The organism is Curtobacterium sp. A7_M15 (genome assembly GCF_030705415.1).
Lineage (GTDB): Bacteria > Actinomycetota > Actinomycetes > Actinomycetales > Microbacteriaceae > Curtobacterium.
The window spans coordinates 1-16935 of record NZ_JAUZED010000028.1; the positions used below are offsets into that span (position 1 = coordinate 1).

The 16935-nt window shown below is 71.0% G+C and carries 11 protein-coding genes; all 11 read right to left on the reverse strand.

All coding sequences use genetic code 11. The features are described from left to right. Window positions 1–2210 (reverse strand): transglutaminaseTgpA domain-containing protein (locus Q7F20_RS07275; protein ID WP_305739444.1); only part of this gene is annotated, 2210 nt, incomplete at its 3' end. Next, window positions 2207–3622: a DUF58 domain-containing protein gene (locus Q7F20_RS07280; RefSeq protein ID WP_305739445.1), complete on the reverse strand. Its 1416-nt coding sequence runs from the start codon at window positions 3620–3622 to the stop codon at window positions 2207–2209. The genes Q7F20_RS07280 and Q7F20_RS07275, both read right to left, overlap by 4 nt. Next, window positions 3619–4590: a MoxR family ATPase gene (locus Q7F20_RS07285; RefSeq protein ID WP_305739446.1), complete on the reverse strand. Its 972-nt coding sequence runs from the start codon at window positions 4588–4590 to the stop codon at window positions 3619–3621. Before Q7F20_RS07285 ends, Q7F20_RS07280 begins: the two co-directional genes overlap by 4 nt. A 29-nt stretch (window positions 4591–4619) precedes the next feature. Then, window positions 4620–10454 carry an Ig-like domain-containing protein gene (locus Q7F20_RS07290; RefSeq protein ID WP_305739447.1) on the reverse strand — a complete coding sequence of 1945 codons (5835 nt, stop codon included), beginning with the start codon at window positions 10452–10454 and terminating at the stop codon, window positions 4620–4622. Then, window positions 10451–11863, reverse strand: coding sequence for a serine/threonine-protein kinase (locus tag Q7F20_RS07295; protein ID WP_305739448.1), 1413 nt, complete (start codon window positions 11861–11863; stop codon window positions 10451–10453). Before Q7F20_RS07295 ends, Q7F20_RS07290 begins: the two co-directional genes overlap by 4 nt. 129 nt (window positions 11864–11992) lie before the next feature. Then, on the reverse strand, window positions 11993–12814 hold the full coding sequence (locus Q7F20_RS07300; protein ID WP_305739449.1) for a PP2C family serine/threonine-protein phosphatase: 822 nt from the start codon (window positions 12812–12814) through the stop codon (window positions 11993–11995). A 3-nt stretch (window positions 12815–12817) separates the two neighbouring features. After that, the gene (locus Q7F20_RS07305; RefSeq protein WP_305739450.1) at window positions 12818–13723 is read right to left on the reverse strand and encodes a hypothetical protein; all 906 of its coding nucleotides are present in this window, start codon (window positions 13721–13723) and stop codon (window positions 12818–12820) included. A gap of 57 nt (window positions 13724–13780) precedes the next feature. Beyond that, window positions 13781–14335 (reverse strand): hypothetical protein, encoded by a 555-nt coding sequence (locus Q7F20_RS07310; RefSeq protein ID WP_305739451.1) that lies wholly within the window; start codon window positions 14333–14335, stop codon window positions 13781–13783. Window positions 14336–14443: 108 nt separating this feature from the next. Continuing rightward, a complete protein-coding gene (locus Q7F20_RS07315; RefSeq protein WP_370871636.1) occupies window positions 14444–15217 on the reverse strand; it encodes a YaaA family protein in 774 nt (257 codons plus the stop codon). Further along, entirely contained in the window at window positions 15214–15477 is a 264-nt protein-coding gene (locus Q7F20_RS07320) for a F0F1 ATP synthase subunit epsilon (RefSeq protein WP_022905458.1), read from the reverse strand. The genes Q7F20_RS07315 and Q7F20_RS07320 overlap by 4 nt, the downstream gene beginning before the upstream one ends. Window position 15478: 1 nt before the next feature. Next, window positions 15479–16933: a F0F1 ATP synthase subunit beta gene (gene atpD / locus Q7F20_RS07325; RefSeq protein WP_305739452.1), complete on the reverse strand. Its 1455-nt coding sequence runs from the start codon at window positions 16931–16933 to the stop codon at window positions 15479–15481. Window positions 16934–16935: the final 2 nt, after the last annotated feature.

Here is a 16935-nt window from a genome sequence, read left to right on the forward strand (position 1 = left end):
CTCGGACCGAACACCGACCGGTCGGCCAGCGCCGCCAGGCCGGTGCCGCCCTCGCCGGGGGCCCCCACGACCGCCTCGCGCCGGGTCGCCGACCGGGCGACGTCGTGCCCGCGGTCCACCAGAGCGTCGCGGTACTCGTCCCACGCGCCGACGATGCGGGCACGCGGCGTCCGTGCGCGGCGGCGGCGCCGTCGACGCAGCCGCTTGAGCAGCACGATGATCCCGAACGGCAGGAGCACGAGCGCGGCGAGCCCCAGCACGGCGAGCACCCACGGGAGCACGGCGAGCAGGATCTGCAACCAGAGCGGCTGCACCGGAGGCGTGTTGCGATCGCTCTGCGGCGGCGCCTGCTGCGATTGGTCCTGCTGTTCGGCCGGGGGCGGCGGCACCACCGTCTCCGGCCGGGTGACAGGCTGCGGCGTCTGTTGCTGCTCGTCGGGGATCTCGCGTACGGCAGGGTTCGGGTCGATCATGACCCATCCCCACTGCGCCGTGTCCACCTCGACCCGTGCGGTGACGTCGGACCCGCGGAACGTCGTCGTCCCTCCCGAGGTCGTACCCTGGCCGACGTCTCCCCCGGCGTCGCCACCGGCCGTGAAGCCCATCACCACGCGCGCCGGGAAGCCGAGCTGGTCGGCCATCAGCGCCGCCGCAGCCGCGTACTGCTCCTGGTCACCGATCATGAGGGGCGACGTCAGGAGTTCCTGGATGCGATCAGCACCGTGCCCGGACCGACTCGCCCGGTCGTCCCCGACGCCGTGACTGACGTACCCGTTGCGCTTCAGCGCCTGCACGATCGCCACGAGCTTGGCGCCGTCCGTGTCGGCGTCGCCGGCGTAGGCGTCGACGGTGTCGCGGACCGCGTCGGGGACCGATCGTGGGGTCGGCACCGAGGCACTGCCCGGACGCGCGGACGCGAGCTGCTCGTCCGTCGGCTGGTCGGGCACGACGGCGGTCAGGTCGTACCGGGTGCCCTCCCCGACACCGCCGACCACGGCTCCCGTCGCGGTGGAGCCGTTGTAGAAGAACGCGCCGCGCTCCTTCTCCGCTCCGGATCCGGTGAACTCGACCCGTTCGAGGTCGCCGACGGTCGGTAGCCAGACGCCCCGGTAGCCGTCGACCCGGACGCCGACGCGCACGGTGGTCCCCTCGACACCACGGACGTCGACCGAGGTCGGGACCCGCTCGAACGTCCCGGACGCCGTCGAACCGTCCGATCCGCCCACCCGGTAGACGACCCCGTCGTACGTGTCGAGGGTGGCTATCCGGACGAACCCGTTCTCCGGCAGCCCCGTGACGGTGAGCTGCGGTGTCGTCGACGCGCCGTCCTCCTCGTAGGCGCGGAACCCGCTGAGCGGGCTGACGTAGTCCCTCGGATCGAAGGGCTTCACCACGTCCGTGCGTGCGACGGTCCGGCCGGTCGACGGCGGCGCGACGAGCCCCAGTCCGGTCGCGACGACCGCAGCGGCGACGATCGTCCCCGTCCCGACGAGCGCCGGGCGGATCACCGAGCGTGCCACGGGCACACGGGAGCCGATGGTCGTCGCGACCGCGACGGCACGCCGTGCGTGCCGCACCGTCAGCGCCCACACCAGCGCGATGCCGGTGAGCAGGACCGCCGTCACGATCGACGTGTCGAGCCGGGTCGGTCCGACGACGACACCGGCCGCGAAGACCACCAGCGCCGGGATGCTGGCGAGTTCCTGCCTGGAGGCGCGGGTCGCCACGCTCACGCCGGTCACCGTCGCGACGAGCATCGTCGCGAAGTACGGCACGAGCAACGACTCGTAGGACCCGACCGGCAGGCTGATGGTCACCAGCTGCTTCCACCCGAGGGCGACGCCGGCGAACAGGTCCACCAGCCCCTGCCCGGTCGGCAGGATCCCGCTCGCCTGGCCCGGGACCGCAGCGGGTACCCCCGTGAGCGCGAACGCCGCGACCGTCGCGACGGCGACCACCGCGGTCGGCAGCCGGAACACCGTGCCCACGAGCGCGACGAGGGTGCCGAACACGACCGCGGTGACGGCGGCGACGATCATCGCGTCGTCACGGTAGACCGGCCACCAGGCGACGCTCGCGACGGCGAGGACCAACCAGACGGCGAGGGTCCCGCCCACGAGCCGGAAGGGCGACAGTCGTCGGGCGACACGACGGGCATCGCGCCGGACCGTCTTCCGTGCCCGGGTGTCGGGGCTCGCTGCGACGCTCACGCGGCCGCCGCCGATCGGTGCAGTGCGTGCCGGAGGTCGTCGAGGTAGCCGATCGTCATCACGGTGAGACCCGCCACCCGCAGGAACCGGGGCTGGGCCTCGGGCTCGCAGATGACGGCGACGACCTCGACGCCGACCGGGAACCGCGTCGCGGCGAGTCGGAGCGCCGGCAGCTCGACCGTCGAGCCCACCACGAGGAAGGCGACCGAGATGCCCGTGGTGTCGGTGCCGACGATGCGGGCCACCTCGGAGATCGGCAGGCAGGCGTCCGCGAGCCCGACGGAGGCGAAGTCGTCGAGCAGGCGGGTCGGGGTCACGGTCGGCAACGGGTGCACGGCGTATACGGGGCGCTTGGCGAACTCCGGCGTCCGCTCCGACACCACCACGGTGACCTCGCGGCCGTCACGGATCGCCCGTGCGCCGAGCGACGCCGCGGCGCTCACCGCGAGCTCGAACTCCTCGTCGTCGGCGAACTCCGCCCGCGAGACACCGAGGGCGACCACGAGGTGCGACCGCCGGGTGTCCTCGAACTGGCGCACCATCAGGGCACCGGACTTCGCCGTGGACTTCCAGTGGATCGTGCGGGGATCGTCACCGGGCATGTACTCCCGGATGGCGTGGAAAGCGATGTCCGAGGGTGACAGGTCAGTCGTCGCCTGCCCCTCGAGGTCCCGCACCAGGCCGGTACTCGTGGAGGGGATCGCGATCGTCCGCGGGTGCACGATGACCTGCTCGCGGGCGGTCCAGACGATCTCGCGCCGGACCAGGCCAACCGGGTCCGCTCGCACGCCCGTCACCGGACCGACGTCGAGCACACCGCGCCGGACCGTCGGTACCGGGACCTCACGCTCGAACGTGCCGCGCGGGCCGATCGACGGGATCGCCACGTCCACCAGCCCGGACCCCACCGGCACCTCGACCGTCGTCGGGACCGAGGGGAACCGCACCGGGTTCTCCGCCGTGACCACCACGCCGGCGGCGTCACCCACGGCCACCCGGTGCTGAGGCAGACGCATGCGGATCACGAGCCGCGACCGGCCGATGAGCGCGACCGCGGCGACCACCACGAGGAGTGCCCCCGCGAAGCCCACCACCACGACCTCGCGCAGGCCGAAGCGGTAGCCGAGCACGAACGCGACCAGCGTGAGCGCGGCGACCGTCCACCCGAGGCCGGTGACCACGGACGAGACCTCTGCCCACCCGCGCTTGACGAGCCTCCAGGCCGTCGACCAGGCCCTGGCGAGACCGACGACCGCCTCCGCTGCCACGCCGTCACGGTCGCCCACCAGGCGCGTCCGGACGTTCGTGAGGCCGGCGACCGTCCCGGTGCGCTCGTAGGCCGCCGTGCTCCGACGCGACCGCGTCGAGGACGGACGGCGCGAGCGCGTCGAGACGGGCCGGCGGTCGGTCACGACCCGGCCCGGTCCGTCGGCGGCGGGGTCTCGACCAGCAGCTGCGCGATGACGCTCGTGGCGCTGACGCCGTCGAACTCGGCCTCGGCGTCGAGGACCAGTCGGTGCGCCAGGATCGGCACGGCCAGCGCCTTCACGTCGTCCGGCGTGACGTAGTGGCGGCCAGCGAGTGCCGCGAACACACGGGATGCGCGCATGAGCCCCATCGCACCGCGCACGCTGACGCCGAGCCGGACCTCGCTCGCGGAGCGGGTCGCGTCGACCAGCCGTGCCACGTAGTCCGCGATCACCGGGTCGACGTGGACCGAACGGGCGAGCGCCGCCATCTCGGTGATCGTCGCCGCGGGCACGACACTCGCCAACGGGACCGAGCTCGACGGCGCCGACGAGGTCTCGAGGATCTTCACCGTCGCGGCGTGGTCCGGGTACCCGATCGACGCCTTCATGAGGAAACGGTCGAGCTGCGCCTCGGGCAGACGGTACGTGCCGGCCTGCTCGACGGGGTTCTGGGTCGCGATCACCATGAACGGCGCCGCCAGCCGGTGGTTCACACCGTCGACCGTGACGGCGGACTCCTCCATCGCCTCGAGCAGTGCCGACTGGGTCTTCGGGCTCGCACGGTTGATCTCGTCGGCCAGCACGATGTTCGAGAAGACCGGGCCACGGTGGAAGTCGAACTCCTGGGTCTTCTGGTCGTAGACGCTGATGCCCGTGATGTCGCCGGGCAGCAGGTCGGGCGTGAACTGGATGCGGTTCGTCGAGCCCTGCACGCTCTGTGCCATCGCCCGCGCCAGGCTCGTCTTGCCCGTGCCGGGGACGTCCTCGAGCAGCAGGTGTCCCTCGCTGAGCATCGCGGTGACCGCCAGGCGGATCACGAACGTCTTCCCGAGGAGCACTTGCTCGACGTTGGTCACGACGCGGCCTGCGACGTCGGCGAACCAGGTGGCCTGCTCCGGGGTCATGCTCATGCGGTGTCGTTCCTCGTTGTCGGGGATGGTCAGTTGCCGTCAGACGTTGGCGGCGGGTCTGCCGCGGCCACCGGAAGGACTTGAGAGTCATCGGCGCGGAGGATGGTGCCGTCAACAGAAACGGTAGTGCTCACACTGACCGAACTTGCCAGCGCTGGCGGCGTTGGCCCGATCTCTCCTGACCAACTATCACGGCCGATAGGAACGCCTGAACCGTCGTCGCTCACATACCAGGTCGCCGTGAATCCGACCGAGATACCGGGGCCAGCAACCGGAGCCTTCGAGGACAGGTTCGTGCCATGCTTCACGCTCGTTATGGTGGAGTCCGTTTTCAGAGCCGCAGCATTCGCAGTCCAGGAATTCTCGTTCGTCGCGCAGAAGCTCGAGTCAGGACCGCCGCAGGCACGAACAACGATCTGAGCAACCTGACCGTAGCCGTTTCCTCCGGGCACACCTTGCCAGGAGCCGTTGAGGCGTTGGAACTTGGTTGTCCCTGGATCGATCTCGTAATGGTCGACATCGCCTGACGGCGCACTGACGCGGACGTCGTAGGTGTTCGCTGCAACCTGGACGAGCTCGACCTGAGCTCGGCCTGTGGAGCTGGACTGCTGGTAGGTCTTCGTGGTCGCGTAGGACACGCTGCAGAAGTATCCATTCCAGGCGACGACGGCGTACGTGGCACTCCCACCCGCAACATTTGGATCAGTCGGAGGGTTCCCGGAGAGGGGCGTTCGAGAGCGCAACACGCTGCATGTTGGCTCGCCTTCAGCGCGGTATGCCGAGAAAGACGGCCCGTTTCCACCGGACGGGTCCGCGCCGGACCACAGCACGCGAACGGAGGAATTTCCCGAATCGTTCGCCGAATCGTTCGCAACAGCCTGGACGCCTGTCGGAGGGCCAGGAACTCCAACAGCTGAGCCGCTTCCCGAAGCCGAGTTCCACTGCACCACGGTCCCGTTGCGGTCCGCGCCGTTCCGCGCCGAGATGGTCACCTTGTACTGCGCCCCACTCTGCGCGCCCGTGAAGGACGTGTTAGTGGCCGTACCGGTACTCCGCGTCGTCGAGAGCCCCGCGCCGTCGATCGAGACGACGTAGTTGTCCACCGGGCTGCCGTTGTTCGGCGCCGGGACCGCGTTCCAGGTGACGTCGAGCTGGTTGGGCGTGCTCTTGCTCGGCGTCACGCTGATGCCGGTGGGCGGCGCAGGGACGAAGTCCGCACTGATCGGAGCGGAGTTCGCCGAGGCAGCGGAGTCACCGACGGCGTTGGTGGCCACGACCGAGAACTGGTAGGAGCCCTTCGGGTCGAGCCCCTTGATCGTGCAGACCGTCGCGGTCCCGCAGTCCTTGGACACCCCGTTCGTACCCTGCAACCGGTAGCCGGTGATGGGCGAGTTGTTCGCCTGCGGCGTCGACCACGTCAGGGTCGCCTGCCCACCCTCGTACGAGCCGGTGCGGGAGGGTGCACCGGGCGCGTCCGGAACGTCCTGCACCGAGATCGTCACGTCGCCCCACACGTATCTGTCCGGGTCGTCGGTGGCGTCGGCCACCTGGTACTGCAGGTGGGTGTCGACGGGCTTCGCGCGGTCGGAGACGCTGACCTGCAACCGGGACTTGTCGGCGCTCGGGGTGACGGTGACGCCCCCGGGCAGGCCGCCGCCAAGGCCGCGGATGTTCACGACGCGCAGTCGCTGGCCGGGGAACGGGTTCGTCGGCTGGTCGTTGGCGAGGACGTCGATCGTGGTCGTCTGCCCGCGCTTCGTCACCGACTTGTCCGCACCGGGCTGCACGAGCGGCCGGGTCGAGGCGACGACGTCGACGCTGACGACCCCGGACCGACCGGCGTTGGCGTCGTCGGCGACCCCGATGCCGATGGAGGCCGTCGTGTTCTTCTTCGCCGTGTCGGCGACCTTGATCGTCAGGTTCTGCCCGCTGATGGTGGCGGTGGTGCCGTCGCTCGGCTTGCTGACGACGGAGTACTTCAGCTCGGGGAGGTCCTGCGGGTACGGGTAGTCGGTCAGCTTGCTGAGGTCGATCGTGCGCGACTCACCCGGCTGCATGTCCACGGCGGATCCGGTGAACGCCGGCGGCTGGTTGGACCGGGGCGTGACCTTGACCGGCAGCACGAGGGTCGCCACGCGGCCCTTGCCGCCGTTCGCGTTCGAGCCGTCGGTGACCTCGAACGAGATCGAGGCGTTGCCGTAGTAGAGCTTCGACGAGGTGAACTGCAGCGTCGAGGAGTCGACGACGAGGCTCTGCCCGTTCGCGTGCGTCGCCTTGACCGTGCCGCGGTCGGTGATCTCGGCGGTCTGCCCGTTCGCGGTGACGACGTACTTCGACAGCGGGATCCGGACCGTCGCCTCGCTCTTCACCGTGATCGCGCCGGCCGTCCGGTTGACCTGCGGCAGGGCGTCGTCGAAGCCGGGCACGTGGATGAAGCCGTAGGACACGATGTCCGGGTGGTCGACGCGCGCGACCGAGAACGGGATGACCTGCGAGTCGTCGGAGAGCCGGACGACGATGCGCCCGTCATTGGTGGTGCGGGCGTTGTCGCCGTAGCCGTCAACGACGCCGACCTTCAGGTCGGCTGTCGTGCCCTCGGCGAAGAAGACGTTCTCGAGGACGTCCACCGTGACGCTCTGTCGATGCAGGATGTCCTGCAGGTCGAGCGTGGTGTCGTCCACCTCGGGCCGCAGGGGCTGCGCGTCCGGGTCGACGGTGACCGTGAGGAAGGCCGTGCTCGCCCCGCCGTTCTCGTTCGTCACCGTGTACAGCACCGCGTAGTCGCCGTTCTTCGCGGTCTTCGGGGGCGTGACCCGGATCTGCTGCTTCTGCAGGATCTTGGCCGACACGGCGTCGTCGGTGGGCTCGGCCTTCGTGACGGTGAGTTGCCCGCCCTCGGGGTCGGAGTCGTTCTGCAGGACCCGCACGGTCACCGAGCCGCCGGGACGGATCGTCACGTGGTCGGCCTCGGCGACGGGGTTCGACGCCTGCTCGGCGCGGGGTGCGATGCCGACGCGGACGGTGCCGGTCGCACGGGCGCCGAGCGCGTCGACGACCGTGTAGGTGAACTCGTCCGTGCCGGCGGAGTAGTCCCCGGCCTCGTACGTCAGCGAGTCGCTCGACACGTCGGCCACGGAACCCTTGTCGGGATTCGACGCGACTCCGACGAGCTGCACGGAGTCGCCGTCGGGATCGATCCCGTTCAACGGGATGGACACGCGGACGGACTGCCCGGCGACGACCCGCGCCGTCACGGTCTGCGGGACGGGTGGGTTGTTCGTCGCGGCGTCCCGTTCGCGCACCGAGATCGAGACCGTCGCGTCGGCGTACTGTCCGTCGGGCCCGGCGACCCGGTACACGGCGGTGTAGTTGCCCGGGGTCTTCGGGGCGAGGTAGCGCAGGTGGTCGCCGGAGACGAACAGCAGGCCGCCGTCGCCGGGCACGTTCTGCACGAGGTCGGGCTGGAGCGTGAGCGGCTCCCCCTCGGGCTGGGTGTCGTTGTCGAGCACGTCGATGTTCGCCACGTCGCCGACGCGGACGGTCGCGGTGTCCGGCTGCGCCACGGGCGGCTGGATGCGGTCGGGCTTCGGGATCTCGACGACCGTGATCGTGCCGGTCGCCGAGGCGAGCCCGTTGGTCTCGGTGTAGCCGAAGGAGACCGGACCGTCGAGCGGCGCAGTGAGCGTCACCCGGACGGTGTGCTGGTCGAGGATGCTCGCCTCGACGCCGGACCCGCGGCCCGGACCGTCGAGCGCGGTCACCAGCAGCACACCGCCGGCCGGGTCGATGTCGGTGGCGGTGACGTCGGTGTCCTTCGTCGACAGCGTGTTGACGAAGACGGTCTTCGGCGTCGTGATGGGCGCGGTGGAGGCGTCCGGCGGGGCGAGGATCGTGACGCGGACGATGCCGCTCGTCGTCTTCGTGCCGTCGGTCACGGTGTACTCGAGCTGGTGGTCCCCCGCTCCGGCGCCCTCGACACGGAACGTGCCGGAGTCGTAGCTCGGGGTGACGGTGAGACCGGTCGACGACGAGACGCTCGTGAGCGTCACGGTGCCGTTGCCGCCGCGGACGTGGTCGAGCGGGTCGACGGTGAACGCCTTGCCCGCGTACCCCTGCACGGGGAACGGGTCGGCGTAGAGCGGCACGCTCCCCTGCTTCGCCACGTGGACCGTGACCGAACCCCGGCCGTCCGCACGCCCGTCGCTCACGACGAGCTGCACCGTGCGGTCGCCGGTCCGTGCACTCGCGTTCCGGTAGTCGAGCAGCCCGTCCGGCGTCGTCGACACGCGGTCGCCGTCGGCGGCGGTCGCCGACTTGAGGTACACCGGGTCGCCGTCCGGGTCGACCCAGTCGCCGAGCACGTTCGAGACGACGTGCCCGTTCTGCACGACGTCGGCCGAGGTGTCCCGCACCTGCCGGGGCGGGTCGTTCTCGGAGTCGGGGCGGACGGTCACCCGGACGGTCGCCGTGTCCGACCCGCCGTTGCCGTCCGTGATCGTGTACGGGAACGAGACGGTCCCGGTGGCGCGTCCGGACAGGGTGATCTGCAGGCGCTGGCCGTCGCCGACGATGGCGACGTCGCCGACGGCGTCGTCGATCTTCCCGACCTCGCTCACGACGATCGGGTCACCGTTCGGGTCGTAGTCGTTCAGCAGGACCGGGAGGCTCGTGGTGCGTCCCGGACGAGCGCCCAGGTCGTCGTCGACCGCGACCGGCGGCTTCTGGTCTTTCTCGACCTCGGGGTCGTCGTCGGACACCTGCTCCTGCTGCTGGTCCTCGTCCTTCTTGATGAGGTCGGACCAGTTGTCGATGAGCTGTCCGCTGCGGTCGATCGCCCAGGATCGTCCACTCTGCGGGTCGTTGGCGACGACCGTCTCGCCGTTGTGCAGGATCTGCAGGTCGCCTGTGCCCGCGGTGCTCGCGAGGCGCTGCAGCCCGGAGCCCTTGCAGCTGTCCATCGCCTGCCCGCCGGCCCACGCCGCGTAGGTGCAGGAGCCGACGACCATCGGTCGCGCCGCACGACCCGAGACCTGCATCGCGGTGCTCGAGACGTCACCGGAGGCCGAGACTCGGACGAGCCCGGCCGTCCCGGCGACGAGCACCTCGGACGAGCCGTCGGTCGAGTGCTGCAGGGCGGGGGCGCTGCCGACGCGGTCGCCGAGGTCGACGGTGCGACCGTCCACCGACATCCGACCCGAACTGCGGTCGAGGACGGCGAGGTGGTCACCGAAGGACGCGACCTGGAAGTCGTCGGCGCGGTCCATCTTCACCGTCCACCGCTTCGCGACCGTCGGCGTGGTGCCGACGTCGACGAGGGCAGCGGTGCCGGTCTTGGGTGAGTAGACGGCGACGTGGTCGTCCGAGGCGTCGAACACGGCGTCGGCGCCGAGCGTCAGGTCCGCCTTGGCCGAGGCGTCGAACTCGCCGAGGTCCTTCGCCGGTGTCGCCCAGAGCTCGCCGGTGTCCCCGTTCCCGATGACCGCCGTCGACCCGGCGAAGAAGACCTGCGGCGTCCCGGCCGGCAACGTGACCGGGTCGGCCACGGTGGCGTCCGCGACGTCGACCTTGGCGACGGTCCCCTTCGTCTCGTCGACGCTGTAGACCGTGGAGCCGCGCTGCAGGACGGACAGGTCGTCGCTGGCGGTCTCGACGGCCGTGTTCAGCTGCAGGACCCCGGTGTTCGCACGGCCGACCGCACCGTACTCGGCGGACGGCACCCAGACGGTGCCGTCACCGAGGTCGACCCGCTGCGTGTGGTACCCGGTCGACGCGATGGCTGCGGTGGCGACGACCGCGCCGACGACGACCGAGGCTCCGACCGTCACCGCTGCGGACCGGTGCTTCGCGAGGAACGCCCGGATCACCCGGCGCTCCCGATCGTGGCGCACTTCTGCGCGCTCGCGACCCCGGTCTTGCCGTCACGGTTGACCGCGACGGCGATGCACTCCTCGTCGCCCTTCTGCCCCGAGACCACGAAGCTGGTGCCGGTCTGCTGGCTCGCCGCACCGTTCGACGAGATCACGTACGTGTCCCCCGTGCGGAGTCCCGGATCGGCCCACGAGAAGGTCACCGAGGTCGGCGAGGGCTCGGCGCGGACGTCGGCGACCACGGGGATCGCGCCGGAGCCGAGGCGGCCGATGACGAGCACGGTGGCGACGGCGAGTGCAGCGACCACCACGACCGCGATCGAGGTCGCCCACACCAGCGTCGAGCGCGTGCGGCGTCGAGCGCGCGTCACGGAACCGGTCCGGTGGACGGTGCCGACGCTCTGCGCCGCCGCGCCTGCCGAGCCACCCTGCAGCGCCTTGCGCGTGCGGCGACGCCCTCCCACGCGGGTCGGCGGCTGGAGCTCGCGGATCATCGTGCGGTCCCCCTGCGGCGTGGGCGTCGCGACGGCCCACGCCTCGACCGCGACGTCCGCCGCGGTCTGCGGGATGCCGAGCTCGGCCTCGACCTGCTGGAAGCCACGGACGAGCTCCATGACGGTGGAGGGGCGCCCGGCGACCTTGCGCGACATCGCCGCCGCGAGCAGCCGCTCGAGGGACGGCGGGACGTCGGTCCGGCCGGTCGGCTTCACACCGCCCTTGTCGATGCGGCCCATGAGGTCGGCCGCGCCGTTCTTGCCGCCGCGGATCTCGAAGGGGCTCCGGCCCGCGAGCAGCGAGAAGACCGTCGCCGCCAGCGAGTAGACCTCGGACTGGATCGTGCCGCGGGACTCGTCGATGAGGACCTCGGGCGCGGACCACGGGATCGACATGCCGATCGGCTCGTCGGGGTCGGCCTCGCCGATGGTGGCCGCGATGCCGAAGTCGGACAGGACCGGGTTGCCGTACGCCGTCAGCAGGATGTTCGACGGCTTGATGTCGCGGTGCAGGACGCCTTCGCGGTGCGCGGTCTCGAGCGCGGACCCGATGCGGATGCCGATCGCGAGGACCTCGGACACGGGGATCGGCTCACGCCGGTACCGCTCGCTGAGCGACGACGAGCAGAGCTCCATCACCAGGTACGGCCGGCCGTCGGAGGCCACACTCGCCTGGAACACCGTGAGGATCGACGGGTGCGTGCTGAGGCGCGCCATGAGGTTCGCCTCTGCCTGGAACATCTGCCGGACCCGGTCGTCCACGACCTCGTCGAGGAGGACCTTCACGGCGACCTGTCGCCGCGGCATGTCCTGCTCGTAGAGGAAGACGTCCGCGAAGCCGCCGGAACCGAGGACGTGCACGGGGCTGAAGCCCGCGATCACGGGCGGGGTGGACGGCAGGCGTCGCGCCATCGTCCCCTCCTCCCCGGCCGAGCGGCCAGCTCTCTCGTCACGGCCATGCCATTGTACGAACCGTGGGTGACCGACATTCCGCACACTGCGCACTGCCCGGAGTCATCCGTCCCCCAGTTCGGGGGCCACTCAGTGCCGCGGCAGCGTGTCCTCCACGTCACCGTCGTCCGGCGCGTCGTCGACCTGCAGGACTACGACCGTGACGTTGTCGCGACCGCCCGCGACGACCGCGTCGCCCACGAGTCGCTCCGCGAGGTCCTGCGCCGCGGGCACACGCGCTGCGATCCGGGCGATGCCGGCGTCGCCGAGTTCCTTCGTGAGCCCGTCCGAGCACACGATGTACCGGTCTCCCGCACGGAGCGGCAGGGTCCACCAGTCCGGCTCCGGCGGTTCGCCGAAGCCCACGGCCCGCGTGATCACGTTGCTGTCCGGGTGCCGTTCGGCGTCCTCGGCGCGCAGCAGGCCGGCGTCGACCATCTCCTGCACGACCGAGTGGTCGACGGTGACGCGTCGGAGCACACCGCCCTCGATGCGGTAGGTCCGGGAGTCGCCGACGTTGAAGACGAGCGCGGCCGGCTGCCCCTGGGCGGCGACGAGCGCGATGCCGGTGACGGTCGTCCCGGCGCCGATCGCGTTGCCGCCGGCTGCGCGCTCGATGTCGGCGGTGGCGAGCAGGAGCGCGCGTTGGATCGACTGCCGCGACGTGAACGCGCCCTCGGTCGCCTGCTCGAGGCGGCGCACGACCGCGTCGCTCGCGCGGTCACCCGCGAGGTGGCCGCCCATCCCGTCCGCGACGACGAAGAACGGTGCCCCGACGATGTAGCTGTCCTCGTTGTGGTCACGGCGCCGACCGACGTCGGTCGCTGCTCCCCACGAGAGCGTCAGTGTGGCACCGTCGGCACCGGGGACGTCGATGGCGTGCGCAGTCGCTGCTCGGCCGAGTTCGGTCACGTTTCAGGATCGCTCTCTGGGGGTTCGGGGCGTGCCGGCGGGTGGTTCGGTCGGCCACGGAGGAAGGGGTGGGAGGTCCCTCGACGACGGTGCGACCCGCAGGTGTGGCGAGAGGACCTCGATCACGTTGCCGTCACCGATCTCGACAACCGTACCCGTCAGCACGACGTTCGACGCACCCGCCGGCATCCGGAACGGGGCCGAACCGGGCGGCCGGACGACCGTCCCGTTGGTGGATCGGAGGTCGTCGACCACGGCGGCTTCGCCCTCGGCGTGCAGCATCACGTGCGACGACGACACCTGGCCCCGCGACGAGGGGACGGACACCAGCTCGGGGGCCGCTCCGCGCAGGACCCGCGGCAGGGCGGGCCGTCGGCCCACGATGACGGGGTGGTCGAGTCGGATGACGCGGTCACCGATCCGCACGGACGGCACCCTGGTCGTCGGAGCGGGTCCGCCGGACGGGAGGCGCGGCTCGACTCCGACGGTCGCCTCGCCCTGCGTGGTGGGGTGCGCCCTGACCCGCACCACCGTGTCGTCGTCCGCGTCACTCCCCGGGCGCGGCGCGCGACCCGGCCGCACCACCGTGTCGTCGAGCGAACCGGAGGTCGGGCGGTCGGGCCCACCGGGCAGGGGTGGCACGGGACGGATCACGGTGTCGGCCAGCGCGTCCGCAGTGGCGTCGGAAGTGACGTTCGCAGCGACGTCCGGCTGCGCGTTCGGAACCGGTCGGATGACCGTGTCGTCGACGGAGCGCGCCGCCGGGAGTCCGCCGACCCCGGGGATCGGTGGGATCGGACGGATCACCGTGTCGCCGAGCGGGTCGTCCACCGACCCGTCCACCGGGCCGTCGGTCGAGCCCACGCGGGGTCGACGGACGACGGTGTCGTCGATGTCGTCGTCGTGCACCCGGCTCCTCCAAGCGTGGTCGGGTCAACCGTAGACGATCCTGTCCGCCGGACGGCATCAGCGGTCCCACACCGGACCGTTCCCCGCCCGGACCGAGCGGAGCACCAGGTCCGCCAGCGGGTCGTCCGCCCGGGTGTCGAGGGCGTGCTGCGCCCGGGTCTGCGCTCGCGCCGCGGATCCGAGCGCCCACGAGCACCACGCCGCCACGGCCAACGCTCCGGCAGCCCCGGCTGCGGAGTCGGCCGAGGGTTCCTCCGCCCGCCAGCGCCGCCAGGCGTCCGCGCACCGGTCCCCCGCGGTCCGCAGGCGGGCGCGGTCCGGCTCCGGACCGAAACCCTGCAGTGCGGGCGGTGTCGGGTCGCAGAAGGGGTCGAAGGGTGTCACCGCCCGGGGGTCGACCGGCCCGGGCGCGGTCAGGAACCGGATCAGTGCGAGCCGGGTCGAGAGCGCTCCGCAGGCCGTGACGACCGCGATCGACGCGGTGCGTGACGGAGACCCACCGCCGGGCGCGACGAGGGCGGCGCACGCGGCGGGGAGGGTGACGGCGGCCGCGATCTCGCGCGGGTACCGCGCTACGGCATCGGGGTGGCTTCGTGTCGTGACGGGGATCATGCACGACATCGAAACGCACGCCGCGCCTCCAGGACCCGCCCGCTCGTGCATCTGTGGAGAGCGACGCGGCCCACCCGCCCTGTGGAGGACGAGCGGGGCGGACGCGGATCAGACCGCTGCGGGCTCGAGACTCTCGGCCACCAGGTCCCACGCGCCGTCGCGCTCCTCGAGGACGACGCCGTTCGCGTCGGCCCACTCGACCAACTCGGCCAGCGTCGTGACCTGCGCACCCGAGCGGGCGAGGAGCGCGACCAGCCGGCCCTTGGCGGTCTTGTTCCAGTGGTTCAGCGCCTTGCGCCGGCCGGTGCCGTCGACGCTGACGACGCGCGGGACGATCGCGCCGGAGACGGGACCGAGCTGCCGGTACCCCTCGGAACGCAGGTCGAGCACGAGGCCACCAGCGGTGTGAGCCTCGAGCACGCGTGCGGACGGCTCGGGCCAGAGTGATGCGAGCCGGACGGGAGCGAGCCGCGAGTCGTGGGACAGCCGGTAGGCCGGGACGCGGTCGCCGCCGCGGACGGGACCGAACATCGCGGACTGGACGACCACGTGCTCGAACCACCAGGCGCGGGTCGCAGCGTCGGCGTCGAGCGAAGCGAGCGGGTCGTAGAGCACACCCGTGTAGCGGTCGATCGCCGGCATCGTGCCCGACGTGTCGAGTTCGAGGTTGCGGAGGCGCTCCCCGATCGACTTCGGGCCGAGCTTCAGGGCCGTCCGGGCCGAGGACTCCTCGGAACTGACGGAACGGGCCGCGGTGATCACCGCGGCCCGTTCAGCAGCCAGTTCCGGGAACGACAGCGCACGCAGGTCGAGCGTGCGGTCGGTGTCCCCGCCCTCCCGCTTCGTCTCCGAAGGCGGGAGGAGGACGGTCAGTCCGGTCAGGACGCCAGCGCGGCCTGCCGCGCCACGATCGTGACCGTGTCGTGCTCGACCGACAGGAAGCCGTCCTCGGCGTCCGCCGCCACCGTCGAGCCGTCGGCTCGGGTGATGCGGACCTGTCCCTGCGCGAGGGTCGCGAGCAGCGGCTCGTGTCCCGCGAGGATACCGATCTGGCCCTCCGTCGTGCGAGCGACGACCATGGTGGCGTCGCCCGACCAGACCTCGCGGTCGGCCGAGACGACGCTCACGGTGAGTGCCGCCATGTCAGCGGTTCTCCTTCTGGATCTGCGCCCACTTCTCTTCGACGTCGTTGATGCCACCGACGTTGAAGAACGCCTGCGTCGCAACGTGGTCGAACTCGCCGTCGGCGATGGCGCGGAAGGACTCGATGGTGTCCTTGAGCGGCACCGTGGAGCCCTCGACACCGGTGAACTTCTTCGCCATGTACGTGTTCTGCGAGAGGAACTGCTGGATACGACGAGCGCGCTCGACCGTGATCTTGTCCTCTTCGGAGAGCTCGTCGACACCGAGGATCGCGATGATCTCCTGCAGCTCCTTGTTCTTCTGCAGGATCTGCTTGACGCGCGTCGCGGTCTCGTAGTGGTCGGCACCCAGGTACCGGGGGTCCATGATCCGCGACGTGGAGGTCAGCGGGTCGATGGCCGGGTACAGACCCTGCGACGCGATCTCACGGGAGAGCTCGGTCGTGGCGTCGAGGTGCGCGAACGTGGTCGCCGGAGCCGGGTCGGTGTAGTCGTCAGCCGGCACGTAGATCGCCTGCAGCGAGGTGATCGAGTGACCGCGCGTCGAGGTGATGCGCTCCTGGAGCACACCCATCTCGTCGGCGAGGTTCGGCTGGTAGCCCACCGCGGACGGCATGCGGCCGAGCAGCGTGGAGACCTCGGAACCGGCCTGCGTGAAGCGGAAGATGTTGTCGATGAAGAGGAGCACGTCCTGCTTCTGGACGTCGCGGAAGTACTCCGCCATCGTCAGCGCCGAAAGGGCGACGCGCAGACGCGTTCCCGGCGGCTCGTCCATCTGGCCGAACACGAGGGCGGTCTTGTCGAAGACACCCGCCTCTTCCATCTCGCCGATGAGGTCGTTGCCCTCACGGGTGCGCTCGCCGACACCGGCGAACACCGACACACCACCGTGGTCCTGCGCGACGCGCTGGATCATCTCCTGGATGAGGACCGTCTTGCCGACGCCCGCACCACCGAAGAGGCCGATCTTGCCACCCTGCACGTACGGGGTGAGGAGGTCGATCGACTTGATGCCCGTCTCGAACATCGTGGTCTTGGACTCGAGCTGGTCGAAGGCCGGAGCCTTGCGGTGGATCGGCCAGCGCTCGGTGATCTCGAGCTTCTCGTCGGTGTTGAGCACGTTGCCCAGCACGTCGAAGACCTTGCCCTTGGTGACGTCGCCGACGGGGACCGAGATCGGAGCGCCCGAGTCACGGACCTCCTGGCCACGGACCAGACCGTCGGTCGGCTTCAGGGAGATGGCACGGACGAGGTCGTCGCCGAGGTGCTGCGCGACCTCGAGGCCGATCTCCTGCGACGAGTCACCGATGGTGATCGTCGTGTACAGGAGGTTGTAGATGTCGGGGATGGCGTCGTGGGGGAACTCGATGTCGACGACGGGGCCCGTGACACGGGCGATCCGGCCGACACCGGGCGCCGACGACGTCTCGACCGCGGTGGTGGCGGTGTCGGTCATGG